Origin of the sequence: Novosphingobium sp. KA1 (assembly GCF_017309955.1) — a bacterium.
Classification (GTDB): Bacteria; Pseudomonadota; Alphaproteobacteria; order Sphingomonadales; family Sphingomonadaceae; genus Novosphingobium.
In genome coordinates this window covers 418,248-434,394 of sequence record NZ_CP021247.1, presented here as the reverse complement: position 1 = coordinate 434,394, position 16,147 = coordinate 418,248, and the positions used below count along the sequence as shown (strand labels likewise).

Sequence of the window (16,147 nt, the reverse complement as noted above, 5' to 3'; positions counted from 1 at the left end):
ATTCGCATGAGATTGGAGCAATATTCGCCGGCTACGGTCGCCTATCTCGGACACGACGTGAACGATGCCGCCGTCCGGCGACGCGTGGCGATGTTCCGGGAGGAAGGCCTCGCGGTCAGGCTCGGTGGCTTCCGGCGGGGGGACGCGGCGCCGCCCGGCGGCAGTCCGGACGAGATCGTCGACTTTGGAAAAACCGCCGACGCCCGGCTCATGCAGCGGGCGCTCCGGGTTCTCGGCAACCTGCTCGCGCCCCGGCTCGTTCAGCGAACCTGCGACGGCGCGCGGGTTCTTGTGGCGCGCAACCTGGAAATGCTGGTGCTGGCATGGCGGGTGCGCCGTCGCGGGCAGCGGCTGGTTTACGAGTGTCTGGACATTCACCGATTAATGCTCGGTTCCGGATGCAAATCCCGGCTGATGCGGTGGATCGAGCGCAAGCTGCTGCGCCGTGCCGACCTGGTCCTGGTGAGTTCCCCGGCTTTTGCGCACGAGTATTTCTCGGCTCGGCAGGGGCATGACAAGGCGGTCCTGCTGGTCGAAAACAAGGTGCCGATCACCCAGCGCGCGGCACGGCGAGGCGGAGAGACCCGCGCCGAGGCCGAGCCCCGAGGCAGTGCCGAGACACATGCCGGGGCGCACGCGCAGGCTTCCCCCCGTGTTGTCATCGGTTGGTTCGGCATGCTGCGCTGCCGCCGGACTCTGGCCGAACTGGCACGCATCGCCAGGGCCGATGTCCCGGGGCCGGCGGCGGTCAGTGGCGCCCGGGTGGAGGTGCTGATTGCCGGGATCCCCAGCCCGGCCGAATTCCCCGACTTTGCCGAGCAGGTGAGGGCCTGTCCCGGCTTGCGCTACCTCGGGCCCTACACGCCCGCGCAGCTTCCCGATCTCTATGCCGAGGTCGATTACATCTGGGCGATCGACTATTTCGAAGAGGGGCTCAATTCCGAATGGTTGCTGCCCAACCGGCTCTACGAGGGGCTGGCGCACGGGGCCGTGCCGATCGCCTTGCGCCGGGTCGAGACGGGGCGCTGGCTGGAGCGTCACGGCGTCGGCCTGCTGGTCGATGCGCCGGAGGCGGAATTGCCGCAGCGTCTGCTGGAGGCTGCGGGGGCGCGGTTTGAGGCATGGCGCCGTGCGGTGGCGGCGCTGCCGATGGAGGCACTGTTCCAGACGGAGCGGGAGCGCAAGGCCATCGTCGCGCAAGTGATGGGGGCGGCCCATGACTGAGCCGCGTTCCTTTCCGTTCGATGATGCGCATGCCGATGTGCTGGTCGTGGTTCCATGCCTGAACGAGCAGGAGCATCTGCCCGGCCTGCTCGACGCCTTGCTGCGCGATGCGCGCGGGGCGCTGGTCGTGGTGGCCGATGGCGGCAGCGCCGATGCCAGCCGGGCCATCGTGGCGGAACGCGCACGCCGCCACGCCAATCTGCATCTGCTCGACAATCCGCAGCGGATACAGAGCGCCGGAGTCAATCTGGCGGCGCGGCGCTTTGGCGCCGGGCGGCGCTGGCTGGTGCGGGTCGATGCGCATTGCGACTATCCGGCGGGCTATGTCGACCGTCTCAAGACGGCGGCGGCGGCGAAAGGGGCGGATGCGGTCAGCGTACCGATGGTGTCGCGCGGGAACGGATGTTTCCAGGTCGCAGCGGCGGCGGCGCAGAACTCGGTGCTGGGTACCGGGGGATCGCCCCATCGCCACCTTGGCGAAGGGCGCTGGGTCGACCACGGTCACCATGCCCTGTTCGATCTCATGCGCTTCCTCGCCGCGGGCGGTTACGACGAGGCCTTTTCGCACAACGAGGATGCCGAACTCGACCGCCGCCTGCGCGATCGGGGCGCGCGCATCTGGCTGGAGCCCTCGGCGGCGATCACGTATTATCCGCGCGCTTCGCTGCGGCCCTTGCTGCGCCAGTATCGCAATTACGGGCGGGGGCGGGCGCGCAATCTGGCACGGCATCCGGACCGGATGAAGCTGCGCCAGATCCTGCCGCTGGGGGTCGTGCCGGCGATCCTGCTGGCACCGTTCGGGCTTTTGCTGGCGGCGCTGCATCCTTGGGCACTGGCGCTGGCATTGCCGGCGATGGTCTGGATCGGGGCGACGCTTGCCGCAGGCGCGGGACTGGGGCTGCGGTCGCGGGTGCCTTGCGCGATGGGGGCCGGCGGCGCGGCACTGGCGATGCACGCGGGCTGGGGGTTCGGCTTTGTGGCGGAATGGCTGCGGCTGCGGTCAAGGCCGGATCGCTTGCCTGCCCCGCCGGTGCCGCTGGTCGTCGATCCCGATGGGCAAGCAACGGCCTGCGGGCTGGAAGCGGTAACGATCTGCGTCTGCACGTTCCGCCGGGACTCGCTGTTCGAGACGCTGACGTCCTTCCTGGGACTGTCCGCTCTGGACGGGCGCGCGGTGAATGTCGTGGTGGTCGACAACGACGATGGGGACGATCTGCGCGCTGCTGTCGGGCGGTTCGCCGCAGGGTACGGCTTGCCGCTCGCCTATGTCCATGCCCCGGCGCGCAACATCTCGATCGCCCGCAATGCCGCCCTCGATGCCGTGACGACGCGCTGGGCGGCCTTCATCGACGATGACGAGGTGGCCGATCCCGCCTGGCTGGCGATGTTGCTGGCCGGGCATGAGGGGCATCACGCGGTGATCGGACAGAGCCGGGCGGTCTATCCCGCCGAACTGCCGGGCTGGGCGGCGCGCTGCGATTTCCATTCCAACCGTATCACCGGCCGACCGGACAATGCCTATACATCCAACGCCTTGATCGACGTGGATTTCGTGCGCGGGACGAACTTGCGGTTTCGTGAGGGACTGGGCCGCACCGGGGGCGAGGATACCCTGTTTTTCCGGCAGATGGCCGAGGCCGGGGGTTCCATCGTCTACCGACCGGCCTCCGTCGTCTACGAGACGGTCCCGGCCCAGCGGGCGACGATGGCCTGGGTGCGGCGGCGCAAATATCGCTCGGGCCAGGTCCATGGGCTGCTGTGCCGGGAGTTCGAGCCCGTCCGCTATCGCAAGCTGGTCGCCACTGCCGGGGCCAAGCTGGTCCTCTCGGCGGCGATGGCACTGCTGACGATACCCGGCACCGACGCCTCCCGGCGCTGGACGGCGCGGGCCTTCCTCCATGCCGGCGCGCTTCATTTCCGGGTGAAACCGGCGATCCTGGAGGAATATGCCTGATCGCGCCTTGGCCTGTTTCGTGCAGGCGGGTGGATCTGCGGCGTCGGCGGCGGTAGGGCGGTGGGAAGGAGATCTCGATGGACTTCACCTATATCCTGGCCGCCTTCCTGTCGCTCTGCGTGGGATTTGGCAGCGCGCTGGTTTTTGTCGCGGTGCGGGGCACATTGCCGCGCAAACTGGTCGCCATCGCCGTGGTCCTCGCGGTCATTGCCGATCTTGTGCTCCTGATCGACTGGCGGGGCATCGGCGAATTGGGCGCCGCGAACCTGCTTGCCGACTTTGGCTTTTTCATACTCTACGGCTGCATCGGCTGTGCCTTCGGGGCCTATCCGGTGCTGGCGCTGCGCAGTGTCCTGCGGCGGGCGCGGCGGGCAGGGAGGGGAGATCGCTGACCGTCACGCAATGCCGGTCTGGAGGCTCCAGTGGCGGTCGTCCTCGAGCACCAGCGCGGTGAGCACGCCGGTCCGGAAGGCGCCGGTGTCGATGCCGACCCGTCCCGGTGCCAGGTCGATTGCCGGCGTGATCGTGTGCCCGTGCACGACCAGCTTCTCGAAGCGCTGCTGCGAGCCGATGAAGGGTTCGCGAATCCAGCGCATGGTGGCGGCGTCCTGATCGCCAAGCGCCAACGCCGGGTCGATGCCGGCATGGGTGAAAAACATGTCGCCGAACTCGGCACAGGCGCATAGCCCGCGCAGCAGTGCGCGGTGTTCTGCGGGAATGGCGCCGACCCCCTCGATGATGGCGTGGGTTTCGTCCCCGGAGCCGGGAAGCGCCACACCGTAGCTGGCCAATGTCTCGCGCCCGCCGATGCGGGCAAAGAACCGCGCAACCTCCTCGGTCGGGTGGTCGAGCAGTTCGAGCAGGACTTCCTCGTGGTTGCCCATGATCGCGTGGACTTCCAGCGCGCTGTCCTGCAGGAGCTTCACGAGATCGAGCACGCGGGCGCTGTCGGGGCCGCGGTCGACTAAGTCTCCCAGCAGCACGATTGCGGTCTCGCGGCAGGAAAGGCCGCGCGCATCGCGGGCGATCATGTCGATCAGGCGCTCGAACGGGTCGGCACAGCCGTGGATGTCGCCAATCGCGTAGATGCGTTTTCCGGGAGGAATGCGCCGGTCGCGGAAGGGATCGGCCGATGGCGATGGTGGAGGCAGGGATGCGGGCGGCGCGGCGCTCTGCCCCGGCGCGTCCGGGTGGTGGTCCTCGGCGGGACGCGAAGGCCGGAAGAAACGGCGCATGCCGATTATATTAGGTCGTAAACTCATAAACGCCGCCATCGAGGCGCCCAAATGGCGAACAGCTCGGGCCGAAGTTGCCGCCGGGCGGGCTGGTTGCCCGTCCAAGGCAGCTTCGGTTCGAGATGGAAGCCATTTGGGCGCCCCTTCGGGGTTTGACCAAAATGGCCCAGCGCTGCGTCGGGAAGTCTTGAAATATCGACATATTCCAGCGCCTTCCCTCCTGACGCTGAGCCATTTTGCCTCAAACCTCGATGGTGCCGTTTATGAGTTTACGACCTAGGCGCTCACCGGGCAAATGCCATCGGTTGCTGAAGGAAGCGCCGGCAGGGGGCAGGAGGGCGCGGGGGCCTTCCGCTTGCCTGTGAACGACACCGCCCGTCGGGGCGGTGTCGCTGCGGGATCGATCAGAAACCGGCGGTGAGCGAGAACAGCACGGTCGAACCGGCGATCGTCTTGCCGTTCTTGGTCGAGGAGAAGTTCGGCTGCAGGTAGGCCGATTCCGACTTCGAGATGTCGGTGTCGACATAAGCGACGCCCAGCGTCACCGGGCCGAGCGCCAGGTCGGCGCCGAGCAGCCAGTCGACATATTCGCCGGTCGGCGCGACGCTGGTGCCGTTGGGCCCAAGGCCCGAGTTGCCGTTCGAGTAGCCGATGTGGCCCTTCACGGTGACGGGAGTGTTGGGGATGCCGGCGCTGGCGTCGCTCCACATGTAGAAGTTGTCGGTCTTGGCGCCGGGGTTGCCGATACCGTCGAGATAGTCCGCGCCGCTGGCGTAGACTTTGCCGAGCGCCTGCTGCTTGGGCGCATAGGCCACGCCGACCAGCACGCTGGCCGGGCCGAGGTCGCCCGAAAGCTTGACGTAGGGTTCGGCGAAGTCGGTGTCGCTGGCGCCGCCCGGATACATGTACCAGGTCAGGCCGACGTCGAGCTTGAGGCCGCTGCTGATCTCGGTCGAGTAGCCGCCGACAAGGTCGAGTTCCATGTTCGAGCCGCCGAAGGTGCCCCAGCCGGAAAGGTTGGAGGCCCAGGTGGCGACGTAGAAGCCGCTTTCATGGGTGACGGTCACGCCGCCTTGCACGGCCATTTCCTTGTCGGTCTGCGAGACGCCGCGGAAACGGTAGTCGGTGGTCAGCCCCACGCTGCCCGAGACGGTGATCGGTCCCGGTGCTTCTTCCTGCGCCATCGCAGGCGTTGCAAGCATGGCGGTAGCAAGGCCCAGGAGGCCGGTGGCAAGACGGAAATTCATAATCGGAACGCCCTCATGTTTCGATTTGTTGCGCGTTCCTTCCTGCGTCCGGCAGTCGTGCCCTGCGTGCGTGGCGGGCCCATTTCTGCCGGAACCTCCTGCTTACGGATCGGGCTTGTCCGCTTGCTTGCCAGCCTGTGACAAAATGTTTCCAGCGTCCGCAGGGGCGATCAGGCGCCGCATGCGGGTGCGTTCCATAAAGAAAAGCCGGGCGGCCCGAATGGGAAGGGCCGCCCGGCAGGGGAAAGGCGAACGTGAGGGTGTTCGCCGCTCTGTCTGGTCAGATGGTCAGGCCATCAGGCTGCGATCGGCAACGGGCGCAGGATGGCTTCCGGGCCGGTCACGGTATCGGTCTGCCCGCTCTGGCGGCGGCGACCGAGCCATTCGCGGATGGTTTCCGCGGTGGTGTGATCCATCACCTTCACCTTGTGCAGGTCGAGGTGGACCGGCTTGTGGTGGGGCTGCTTCTCCAGCACCGCGTTGAGGCGGGTGAGGCCCAGGAACGTGGCGCCGCCGCCCAGTTCGAGGCGGGTGTGCTCGTCGTTGTCGTGCTCCTGCACCTTGAGGCGCAGGTTCCTGGCATGGGGCAGCAGTTCCACCAGCGTCAGGGCGAGGCCCGCCAGCACGCCGGTGAGCAGGTCGGTCGTTACCACCAGCACGAAAGTCGCCGCCCAGATCACGGCGGGGAACGCGCCGTAGGCGTGGAACAGGTGACGCACGTGGCTGAGGTTCACGAGCTTCCAGCCGGTCACGACCAGCACGCCGCCCAGCGCCGCCATCGGCACTTCGCGCAGCAGCCAGGGCAGCAGGGCGATGAAGCCGAGGATCCAGACGCCGTGCAGGATCGTCGAGAGACGGGTCTTGGCACCGGCCTGGACGTTGGCCGAGCTGCGCACGATCACGCCGGTCATCGGCAGGGCGCCGAAAATGCCGCAGAGCAGGTTGCCGATGCCCTGTGCGCGCAGTTCCTTGTCGTAGTGCGTGCGCACGCCGTCATGCATGCGGTCGACCGCGGCGGCCGAGAGCAGCGTCTCGGCGCTGGCGATGAAGGCGATGGCAAGCGCGGCGACAAGCAGCGCGGGCTGCGCGAGCGGGGCGAACCAGGCGGTGGAGGTCGGCAGCGCGAAGGCGGCGCCGATCGATTCGGGCACGGCGATGCGCGCCACGTCGAGGCCCAGGCCCCAGGCGACGAGCGTTGCCGCCATCACGCCGAGCAGCGCACCGGGCACGAGGCCGAGGTTCTTCGGGCGCAGCTTTTCCCAGCCGATCATCACGCCGATGGTCAGCAGGCCGAGCATCAGCGCCAGTTCGGTGGAGGCGATGTTGGTGGGATCGAGGCCGAGGATGCGTGCGGGCATCATCGCCATGTTTTCGAGCCCGCTCGACATCGGCTTCTGGTCGAAGAGGATGTGGAACTGGCCGATCACGATCAGTGCGCCGATACCGGCGAGCATGCCGTGGACCACCGCCGGGCTGATCGCGCGGAACAGGCCGCCGAGGCGCAGCACGCCGGCAACGATCTGCAGCACGCCCGCCAGCAGCAGCACGGGGCCGAGCGCTTCAAGGCCATGCTCGCGCACGAACTCGAAGACAATGACGGCAAGGCCAGCGGCGGGGCCGCTGACCTGAAGCGGGGAGCCGGCCAGAAGGCCGACGACCAGACCGCCGATGATGCCGGTGACGAGGCCCTTTTCAGGCGGCACGCCGGAGGCGATGGCGATGCCCATGCAGAGCGGCATCGCGACCAGGAACACCACGATCGACGCGGTGAAGTCCCGGCCGAAGTGGGCAAAAAGCCCACTTCTTTCGGTGGATACCGAGTTCACTCTGCGGCCTCGGCATATTCGGTGGCGAAGCGGGTGCGGGCGGCGAGGGCCACCGGCAGGGCGCTGTCTTCGCGCAGCGGCACGAACTGGCCGGTGTCGCCGTCGAGGCCGAGCACCTGGCCTGCGTGGATGTCCACGAACCAGCCGTGCAGGGTCATTTCACCGCGGGCGATGGCGGCGGCGACCGAGGGGTGGGTGCGCAAGTGGGCGATCTGGGCGATGATGTTCTCGAGGCTGATGGCGCGCACGCGCTCCTTGCCGTCGAGGTCGCTGTGGCAGGTGCTGACGATGTGCTCGGCAGCGGCGCCGTGCTTGAGCCATGCGGCGACGTTCGGCATGGCTTCGAGGCCGACCGGGTTGCTGAGCGCCTTCATCGCGCCGCAGTCCGAGTGGCCGCAGACGATGATGTCGCGCACGCCGAGAGCGGCGACGGCATATTCCACGGTCGAGGTCACGCCGCCGTTCTGGGTCGAATAGGGGGGCACGATGTTGCCGGCGTTGCGGCAGACGAAGAGGTCGCCGGGCTGGGCCTGCATGATCTGCTCGGGCACGATGCGCGAATCGGCGCAGGAGATCATCAGCGCCTTGGGCTCCTGGCCTTCGGACGTCAGCTTGCCGAACAGTTCGCTGCTGGCGGGGAAGATGGTCTTCTCGAAGTGGAAGACGCGTCCAATCAGTTCGTTCACTCTCGTCACCTTTCCAAACAGGGTGCCCCGCGCTCGCCCGAAGGGGGATGGGAGAGCGGCGCGGGGCTTGAAGGAAAGGTATGGACGCTCGTTTTCGGCCATCGTGCGCGTTTGTCAGGAAATGTTGCTGCGCCGCAGCAGGCGTGTTTCTGCCGCATGGGGAGAGCAGGTAGTCCGCGTTGGCCGGACAGGAGCGGATTGCCGAAACGACGGGCGCTGGTCATGGTAAGCGGATGAGAAGACTGTCCTTCCCGTTGGCCTTTTGGGCTTGCATGGTTTCGCTGCCGTCGTTTGCGGCGGCAGCGGCGCGACCGGTATGTGATCTGCCATCGATAACGTACATCGGCGATCTTTGGCATGTGCTCGGACAAAGAGCGGTTGAGGCCATGAATCTCGCGGGCGGCAGGCAAAGCGCTGCAACGAACGCGAGGTTGCAGCGCCTACTGGGGGAGCAGGCGGCGTTTTCCCTGGGAGGGGGCGATGTGAGGGTTCCGCTTGGCGAGGGCGTTCCGGCGATCCGGCGGATGGCGCTGGAAATGCGTGCCGATACGTTTCGCTTCCTGAACTGGGACTATATTCCGACGCCCGTGCAGGACCCTTGCGCGAGACAGGAACTGACCGTCGAATTTTTCGATAGCCGGCAGGCCCATGTCTTTCCGGTCAAGTTCACTTTCGAGAACGGGCGTATTGTCGCAGGCGACGGCTGGCGGCGATCCTTTACATCAGGCTCCATCGCGCCCGTGCAAGATTGAGCCCGTCTTGCCTGAGATTTGGTTTGTCCCGGTAACCGGCGCAGCCCTTGGCCGTGCAGCCTATTTCTTCGTGGCGGGTTGCGTTGGTGGTCTGGTCGCTTGCCACGCGTTGGCCGAATACTCGACGCAGATCCGCTCCCGGCCGCACTTCATTTTCCGGCTGATCGCGCTGCGCAGCGCCATCACTTGGTCGCATGGCAGTGAGGGTGCGATTATGAGAACCAACGGATGGCGGGAAGCCTGTGACAACCGCTTTGCCAATTCCTTGTCGCTGATCGGGGTGTCGTTCCACAGCAGGCGATCCGGCGCAGCCTCAAGGGCATTGTACCACTGGAGTTCGCCGGATTCGCTGCCCTGCGGGCTCCAGTTCGAGGCTGGAGGCCGACATATGTCGGCGCCGGTGGTTGGAGCGGACGGATTTGCATTGACCTGATCGAGTGACAGGAGGAGCAGTAAAGCCGTCATCGCCGATACAACAAAACGAACCTGCATCAGGCCTCCCCCGAACTGCGCTGATGCAATCGTTGCCGCATGTTATCGCGTTGACCAGCATGAGGATTGTACCATGATCCTCTTGGCGGTCGACAGCGCTAGCCAATAGTATCGCGTCGGTAGTTTCAGGCCGGCTCCAGCGGAAGCCTGATCGTAGCGCGCAGCCCGCCCTCGGCGCGGTTGCGCAAGTCGAGGGTGCCACCTTCCAGCCGTACTGCCTTGCGAACGATTGGCAGGCCGAGGCCCATGCCGGCAGTATCCCGCGCGCGCGAACTGTCGAGGCGGACGAAAGGCTGGAGGGCGTCGGTGATGCGGTCTTCGGGAATGCCGGGGCCGTCGTCGTCGATCGTGATTTCCGCGGCGCCGCCGTCGCGCCGCAGCGAGACGCGCACATTGCCGCCATAGTGCAGGGCATTCTCGATCAGGTTCGACAGCGCCCGTCGGATCGAGACCGGGCGGGCCATGATCTCGAGGCTCGACAGTCCCGAATAGGTCGCATTCGCGCCGCGATCCGCCGCCGTGTCGACCAGCGTTTCGGCCATCACCGCAAGGTCGATGCGTTCGGCCGGGATATTGGCGCCGCCGGTATCGACATAGGCCTGGATCGAATCGAGCAGCATCCGCATTTCCTCGATGTCGTGGTCGAGCCCCTCGCGCACTTCGGGATCGACCTCGCCGTCGTCGAGGCGCAGCCGCATGCGGGCGAGCGGGGTCTTGAGGTCGTGGCCGATCGCCAGCATCGTGTGGGTGCGGTCCTGAAGCGACTGGTGGATGCGCTCCTGCATCTCGTTCATCGCGCGGATCAGCTCGCGCATTTCCTCAGGCCCGTGTTCGGGCAGCGGCTTGGGTGGCCCGGCGCCGAGATTGCGGGTGGCGCGCACCAGCGAGCGCAGCGGGTCGAGCGCGGCGCGCAGCAGCAGCCAGGCCAGCGAGACCAGCAGCAGCGCCGGCACCAGCAGGCTGGCGAGGCGCCCGGCGGTCAGGCTCCAGGCGGCACGGGCGTGGGTGCGGAAGGACAGCAGCGAATTGTCCGGCAGGCGCAACGAGCCGCCGATATTGCCGCGCCCGGGAATGGTTTCGAGATGGAGTTCGAGGTCGGCATGGGCGAGTTCCGGCTGGATCTCGACCACTTGCGCGCGCAAGTTGGCCAGTCCGATCGAGCCGCGATGGCGCTGCGAGGGGGGCGACCATTCGAGCACGAAGCGTTTGGTGGAAAGGGCCCCGGTCACGCCGGGGCGGTCGGCCAGCGACGCACGCTCGATCGCGCGGCTGGCCAGCACCAGGTTCTCGGCAATGCGCTCGGCATCGTCGCGGCGCAGTTCGAACGAGCTGGCCCGCTCGAACAGCACCGTATTGGCAATGAAATCGATGAGGATGACCAGCAGCAGGACGGCGATCAGCCGCTCGATGAGGCCAAAACGCCGGAACAGGCGGAACCGGCGTGTCTGCATCAGGCGCGCGTGACCTCGGCCTTGAACATGTAGCCGACGCCGCGCACGGTGACGATCGGCGGCTCGGCACCTTCGCCCTGAAGCTTGCGGCGCAGGCGGCTGACCAGCACGTCGACGCTGCGGTCGGAACTGTCACCCAGGCGTGCGCGCGAAAGCTCGATCAGCCGCTCGCGGCCCAGCACGCGCTGGGGGTAGGCGAGGAAAGTGGCCAGCAGGTCGAACTCGGCACCGGTGAGGTCCACCATCGCGCCGGTCGGCGAGCGCAGCTCGCGGCGCGCCATCGACAGCGTCCAGCCGTCGAACAGGATCGCGTCGGGCATGCGGCCATCGGCCACGCCGTCGGCCGCGGCGGTGTCCGGCCCGGCGCTGTTGCCGCCCCGGCGCAGCACGGCGCTGACACGCGCGGCCAGTTCGCGGGTGCTGAAGGGCTTGGCGAGATAGTCGTCCGCGCCCAGTTCAAGGCCGAGTACGCGGTCTTCCTCGCTGCCGCGGGCGCTGATGAAGATCACCGGCACATCGCTTTCGCGGCGCAGGCGGCGGAACAGGTCGAAGCCGCTGGTGCCCGGCAGCATCACGTCGAGCACGACCAGGCTGACCGGCCCCTCGCGCAGCGTCACCCACATTTCCGCGCCGGTGGCGGCGGTGAGCACGTTGAACCCGCTCTGGCGCAAGGCGCGCGCGGTCAGGGTGCGGAGGGGGCCGTCGTCCTCGACGAGCAGGATTGTGGGCGTGGACATGGGTGCTTCGTCGAGGTGGCGATAAACGGGGGCGACACTCTGGATCATGATCTCGTCGTCAGCTGATGTAGGGGGGAGGGCGGCGATTGGCAAATCCAGGGTAGTGGGAAACGGAGCGATTTGCGTTTCCCATCCCTTTAGTCGGTTCCTTGCGGCGGCTGCAGTGCGGCAACCGCGTCGGAAATTCCGGCGGCTTCGTCCGGATGCATCGAGGCTTGGAACGTGCGGCCGATCGTGTCGTGCAAGGCAAGCCTGGTCGGCGAGGGGCTGGCGGCCATGCGCGCGACGGTGCCGGCCGGCACGTCGAAGGCATAATGGACACGGGTAGTGCAGGCGGTGACCAGCGCGTCCTGCGTGGGGCAGCGCTCCGCCTGGCGCTCGACCTGGGCGAGCGGCAGTGCCGCGCTCGTTCGGGCGGCGTCGCCGTCGATGCCGAGGGCAAGGCCGGTCATGTCGCGGGCCAGCCCGGCATGGGTCACTTCCTGCCAGAGCTGCCAGCGCACCGCGCCGCTTTCGCGGTCGACATGGGCGCGCAGATGGGCGGGGCCGATCTCGACGCTGCCCGCCGCCGCCCGGCCATGGCCGCGCTTGCCTGCCTTGTGGGTGGTGGCAAGGACATGCGGCAGGGCCGGGTCGTCGATGACCGCGGCCGGGCTTGCGGCGGGCGCGAGCTCGCGCGCCGCCGCTTCACCCGCGAGCAGGAGCGCGGGAAGGCCGAGAATGCCGATCACGCCGGCCATGCCCGCGCGTAGCGGCATCAGCGCGCGCCCTCGTTGGCGGCGAGCTGGGTGCCATCGCTCTGCGCGGCTGCCTTGGCGTCGGCCTGCAGCGCGCGGTGGCGGCAGTCGCGGCCCTTCGACGGTTCGGGGTGGCAGGCCACGCGCGCGGCGGCGGTACGCTTGGCCTTGGGGGCGGAAACGGCGGGATGGCCCTTGAGGTGGGCGATGGTCTCGTTGGCGATCGCGGCGCCGGGCAGGGCGAGCGAAAGCGAGGCGATAGCGGCGAGAACGGGGAACTTGGTCACTTTCAGGTCTCCATAGACTGGCAATGGACCTGAATGTGAGGACGCTCCGTGTCCTGCTTCGTACGGCTCTGTAACGAAGTATTGCCAGCACGAAACTATTGGAAACGGTTCAGCAACACACGTGCGCAGACATGGCTTTTGCGTTCCCCGCGAGGGGTTTGCTCTTGCTTGTCTGTATGAAGGGAAAAGGCTGAAACCGAAAGCCGCATGGCGGAGACGGAGGGATTCGAACCCTCGGTACCCCCTTAAGAGTACGACGGTTTAGCAAACCGCTGGTTTCAGCCACTCACCCACGTCTCCGTGCTGCGGCTAGGAGGCGCCCTATAACGAGGGCTTCGGGGTCGGGCAAGGGGCATGTCGCTGGATTTGCGCATTTGCCGATCCGCTCCGGAAAATGCCTGTGGACTGTTTTGGTCTACGGATTGTTTCGGCGGCGCTCAGGCCCGATTCGATCCGTCGCGAAACGGACTCGCCCTGCCGACCGTTCATTGCAGGGTCAGGCGGGGTGCACTCTGCTAGCGTCCTGCCGCAATGCGCCGCCCCCCGGCGCGTGCGGAGCCCGAATTCGGGCGCGGGATCGCATCAATCGGATTACTCAGGGGAGCGAGGGAAATGACAGTCGAAACGCCAGCTAAAGGACGCCGCCTGCGTATCGGCATGGGGATCGCCATGATGGTGGCAGGGCTTGCCGCGCCGCTGGGCTCCGCCATGGCGCAAGTGACGACGGTCGATCCCGACGCGGCGATCGATTCCGACATCGGCACGCCGCCGACCACGTATTCCCATACGCCGCAGGTGCCCGAGCAGGCCCCGGTGGACAGCCAGGGCAACGGTATGCCGGTCGATCAGGGGCCGGCGCCGGTTCAACCGATCCCGACGACGCCCGCGCCTGTCGGCCCCAATGGCGCCCCGGTGGCGGCGGACAGTTCCAGCACCTATCACGAGGATGACCTGATCGGGGCTGCCGAAGGCGTGTTCGGCAAGGGCGCCAAGGGCCTTGCGGACCTGATCAAGGATCTGCTGGCCAAGCAGGGCGAGCCCAACGGCTACATCGTCGGCCGCGAGGCCGGCGGCGCGCTGGCAGTGGGGCTGCGTTACGGTTCTGGCACGCTCTATCACAAGATCGAGGGCGAGCAGCCGGTCTACTGGACCGGCCCCTCGATCGGTTTCGACGCGGGCGCCAATGCGGGCAATGCCTTCGTGCTGGTCTACAACCTCTACGACAGCGAGGATCTCTACCACCGATTCGGCGCGGGCGAGGGGCAGGCCTATCTGATCGGCGGCTTCACCGTCAGCTATCTGCGCCGCGGCAACGTGGTGCTGATCCCGGTCCGTGCGGGCGCGGGCCTGCGTCTCGGCGCGAACATCGGCTACATGAAGTTCTCGCACAAGCAGAATTGGCTGCCGTTTTAATCCGGGCTAGAGCAGTTTCCGATCCGATTGCATCGGATCAACTGCTCTATGGTTTTGGTTTTACGCGTTTTCCGAGTCATCAGGTGAATCCACCTGATTGGAAAACGACGTGGCGCCGACCCGACCTCCCATCCAGGATACACCGTCATGGGAGGTCGGGAGGGGAGCGTGGGCCGGTGCCGCAGGCGTATTTCGGCCAAGAAAGTTGCTTCGCGCCATCGGTTTTGTGGCCGTTGCACCACTGCGCGGGCTGCTTGCGGTAATTCCCTGTCAATCCCGGTTGCGCGGGCGGACGGTGCGGAGTAAGGCCCGCCCGCCATGCTTACGAACCTTCAGCAACAGCCCGCCGACGCGCTTCTTGCGCTGATCAAGCTCCACAACGACGATCCGCGCGCGGACAAGATCGACCTTGGTGTCGGCGTCTACCGCACCGGTGAGGGCGACACTCCGGTGTTCCGCTCGATCAAGGCCGCCGAGGCCAAACTCGTCGCCGAGCAGGATTCGAAAGCCTACCTCGGTCCCGAGGGCGACATGGGCTTTGTCGAAGCGCTGATGCCTTATGTGTTCGGTAAGGCCGACCCGTCGATGGGCGGCCGCATCGAGGGCATGCAGACCCCCGGCGGCACCGGCTCGCTGCGCCTCGCGCTCGCCATGGTGAAGCGCGCCGGCTACAACCGCATCATCGTCGGCGTTCCCAGCTGGCCCAACCACGCCCAGATCTGCGCCGACCTCGGCCTTGAAGTCGTTGAATTCAATCACGCGCTCGCTTCGGGCACCACCGACATGGACGCGCTGCGCGCCGCCATCGCCGATGCCCGCGAAGGCGATGCCATCCTGCTGCACGGCTGCTGCCACAACCCCACGGGCATCGATTACAGCAACGCGCAGTGGGACGAGATCGCCGGCCTGATCGCCGCTGCGAAGATCCTGCCGATCCTCGACCTCGCCTATCAGGGCCTGGGCAAGGGCATGGAAGAAGACGCCTATGGCCTGCGCCGCGTGCTCGCCGCCGTGCCGGAAGCGCTGATCTGCTATTCGTGCGACAAGAACTTCGGCCTCTACCGTGACCGCGTCGGCGCGCTCTACGCGATGGTTGGCGATCCGGCCGACCTCGCCCGCGTGATGTCGAACGGCCACAACCTCGCCCGCGCCAACTGGTCGCAGCCGCCAGACCACGGCGGCGCCGCTGTCCGCCTCGTCCTCGAAGACGAGACGCTGACCGCCGACTGGCTCGCCGAGCTCGACGAGATGCGCGAGCGCATGCGTGAAGTGCGCGCCAAGCTGGCCGCCGCCGGCACCGCCGGTTCGGCCGACCTGACGCCGATGGGCGGCCAGAACGGCCTGTTCTCGATCGTGCCGCTGAACAAGGACCAGGTCCTTGCCATGCGCACCAAGCACGGCGTCTACATGGCAGGGTCTGGCCGCATCAACGTGGCGGGCCTGACGATGGGCAACATCGACAAGTTCATCGCCGCTGTCGCCGACGTGACGGCCTGAGATGGATCGTCAGCCGGTCCTCGAAGGGGACCGGCTGGTCCTGCGTCCCCTTCGTTCAGACGATTGGGACGCACTCTACGCGGTAGCCTCCGACCGCGAGATCTGGGCGGTTCACCCCGCCCACGACCGCTGGCAGGAACCGGTGTTCCGCCAGTTCTTTGCCGACGCTCTGGAGGGCGGCGGCGCTTTTGCCATTATCGACCAGCAGAGCGGGGCGGTGATCGGCTCCAGCCGCTATGGCCCGCCCGAGGGCGACGAGATCGAGATCGGCTGGACTTTCCTTGCTCGTGCCTACTGGGGCGGCGGTTTCAACGCGGAGATGAAGCGCCTGATGCTGGCCCACGCGCTGGCGCATTTTGAGCGGGTGATCTTCAAGGTCGGCGCGCAGAACGTGATCTCGCGCAAGGCGATGGGGCATATCGGCGGGCATTTGACCGATCGCACCTTCGAGCGCGAGATGTGCGGCGTGATCGTGCCGCATGTGCTGTTCGAGATTACGCGCGAGAGCTTTGCGGCGGGGCCTCTGGCGGCTTAGTCACGCGGAAACGAAGAAGTCGAGTATTCCGCCTCACCAGTATTCACAACGCGACCCGCAACCCAAAACTCCGT

Annotated in this window: 16 protein-coding genes and 1 tRNA gene; 7 read left to right on the top strand and 10 right to left on the bottom strand. The window is 66.9% G+C overall.

Annotated elements, in window-relative coordinates; genetic code table 11:
- Positions 1–6 precede the first annotated feature (6 nt).
- The 3 genes from CA833_RS02150 (at position 7) to CA833_RS02140 (ending at position 3,570) form a co-directional block, all read left to right on the top strand.
- Positions 7–1,224: a glycosyltransferase gene (locus CA833_RS02150; protein ID WP_207079077.1), complete on the top strand. Its 1,218-nt coding sequence runs from the start codon at positions 7–9 to the stop codon at positions 1,222–1,224.
- Positions 1,217–3,178, top strand: a complete 1,962-nt coding sequence (locus CA833_RS02145; protein ID WP_207079076.1) for a glycosyltransferase — start codon at positions 1,217–1,219, stop codon at positions 3,176–3,178. Before CA833_RS02150 ends, CA833_RS02145 begins: the two co-directional genes overlap by 8 nt.
- 77 nt (positions 3,179–3,255) lie before the next feature.
- A complete protein-coding gene (locus tag CA833_RS02140; protein WP_207079075.1) occupies positions 3,256–3,570 on the top strand; it encodes a hypothetical protein in 315 nt (104 codons plus the stop codon).
- A gap of 3 nt (positions 3,571–3,573) precedes the next feature.
- Here the strand turns inward: CA833_RS02140 and CA833_RS02135 are convergent, their stop codons facing one another.
- From CA833_RS02135 to CA833_RS02120, 4 genes are all read right to left on the bottom strand, one after another.
- Positions 3,574–4,413, bottom strand: a complete 840-nt coding sequence (locus CA833_RS02135; protein ID WP_207079074.1) for a metallophosphoesterase family protein — start codon at positions 4,411–4,413, stop codon at positions 3,574–3,576.
- A 404-nt stretch (positions 4,414–4,817) separates the two neighbouring features.
- Complete coding sequence (locus CA833_RS02130; RefSeq protein WP_142632525.1) at positions 4,818–5,660, bottom strand: TorF family putative porin; 843 nt, start codon at positions 5,658–5,660, stop codon at positions 4,818–4,820.
- A 296-nt stretch (positions 5,661–5,956) separates the two neighbouring features.
- Positions 5,957–7,486 (bottom strand): SulP family inorganic anion transporter, encoded by a 1,530-nt coding sequence (locus CA833_RS02125; RefSeq protein ID WP_207079073.1) that lies wholly within the window; start codon positions 7,484–7,486, stop codon positions 5,957–5,959.
- Complete coding sequence (locus CA833_RS02120; protein ID WP_142632527.1) at positions 7,483–8,172, bottom strand: carbonic anhydrase; 690 nt, start codon at positions 8,170–8,172, stop codon at positions 7,483–7,485. Before CA833_RS02120 ends, CA833_RS02125 begins: the two co-directional genes overlap by 4 nt.
- Positions 8,173–8,444: 272 nt before the next feature.
- Here CA833_RS02120 and CA833_RS02115 point away from each other — a divergent pair, with 272 nt between their 5' ends.
- A complete protein-coding gene (locus CA833_RS02115) occupies positions 8,445–8,924 on the top strand; it encodes a hypothetical protein (RefSeq protein WP_207079071.1) in 480 nt (159 codons plus the stop codon).
- Positions 8,925–8,984: 60 nt separating this feature from the next.
- Here CA833_RS02115 and CA833_RS02110 read toward each other — a convergent pair whose 3' ends face one another.
- From CA833_RS02110 to CA833_RS02085, 6 genes are all read right to left on the bottom strand, one after another.
- Entirely contained in the window at positions 8,985–9,416 is a 432-nt protein-coding gene (locus CA833_RS02110) for a hypothetical protein (RefSeq protein WP_207079070.1), read from the bottom strand.
- A 125-nt stretch (positions 9,417–9,541) separates the two neighbouring features.
- Complete coding sequence (locus CA833_RS02105; RefSeq protein WP_207079069.1) at positions 9,542–10,867, bottom strand: ATP-binding protein; 1,326 nt, start codon at positions 10,865–10,867, stop codon at positions 9,542–9,544.
- Positions 10,867–11,604 (bottom strand): response regulator transcription factor, encoded by a 738-nt coding sequence (locus tag CA833_RS02100; protein ID WP_207079068.1) that lies wholly within the window; start codon positions 11,602–11,604, stop codon positions 10,867–10,869. Before CA833_RS02100 ends, CA833_RS02105 begins: the two co-directional genes overlap by 1 nt.
- A 137-nt stretch (positions 11,605–11,741) precedes the next feature.
- Positions 11,742–12,362, bottom strand: coding sequence for a hypothetical protein (locus CA833_RS02095; protein ID WP_207079067.1), 621 nt, complete (start codon positions 12,360–12,362; stop codon positions 11,742–11,744).
- Entirely contained in the window at positions 12,362–12,628 is a 267-nt protein-coding gene (locus CA833_RS02090; RefSeq protein WP_142632532.1) for a hypothetical protein, read from the bottom strand. The genes CA833_RS02095 and CA833_RS02090 overlap by 1 nt, the downstream gene beginning before the upstream one ends.
- A 208-nt stretch (positions 12,629–12,836) precedes the next feature.
- Positions 12,837–12,928, bottom strand: a tRNA-Ser gene (locus CA833_RS02085).
- Positions 12,929–13,240: 312 nt separating this feature from the next.
- Between CA833_RS02085 and CA833_RS02080 the strand changes: the two genes are divergently transcribed.
- The 3 genes from CA833_RS02080 to CA833_RS02070 all read left to right on the top strand — a co-directional run bounded on the left by CA833_RS02080 (position 13,241) and on the right by CA833_RS02070 (position 16,073).
- Positions 13,241–14,041, top strand: a complete 801-nt coding sequence (locus CA833_RS02080) for a DUF1134 domain-containing protein (protein WP_207079066.1) — start codon at positions 13,241–13,243, stop codon at positions 14,039–14,041.
- Between the two features lie 318 nt (positions 14,042–14,359).
- Entirely contained in the window at positions 14,360–15,538 is a 1,179-nt protein-coding gene (locus tag CA833_RS02075; RefSeq protein WP_207079065.1) for an aromatic amino acid transaminase, read from the top strand.
- 1 nt (position 15,539) lies between these two features.
- Positions 15,540–16,073: a GNAT family N-acetyltransferase gene (locus CA833_RS02070; protein ID WP_207079064.1), complete on the top strand. Its 534-nt coding sequence runs from the start codon at positions 15,540–15,542 to the stop codon at positions 16,071–16,073.
- Positions 16,074–16,147: the final 74 nt, after the last annotated feature.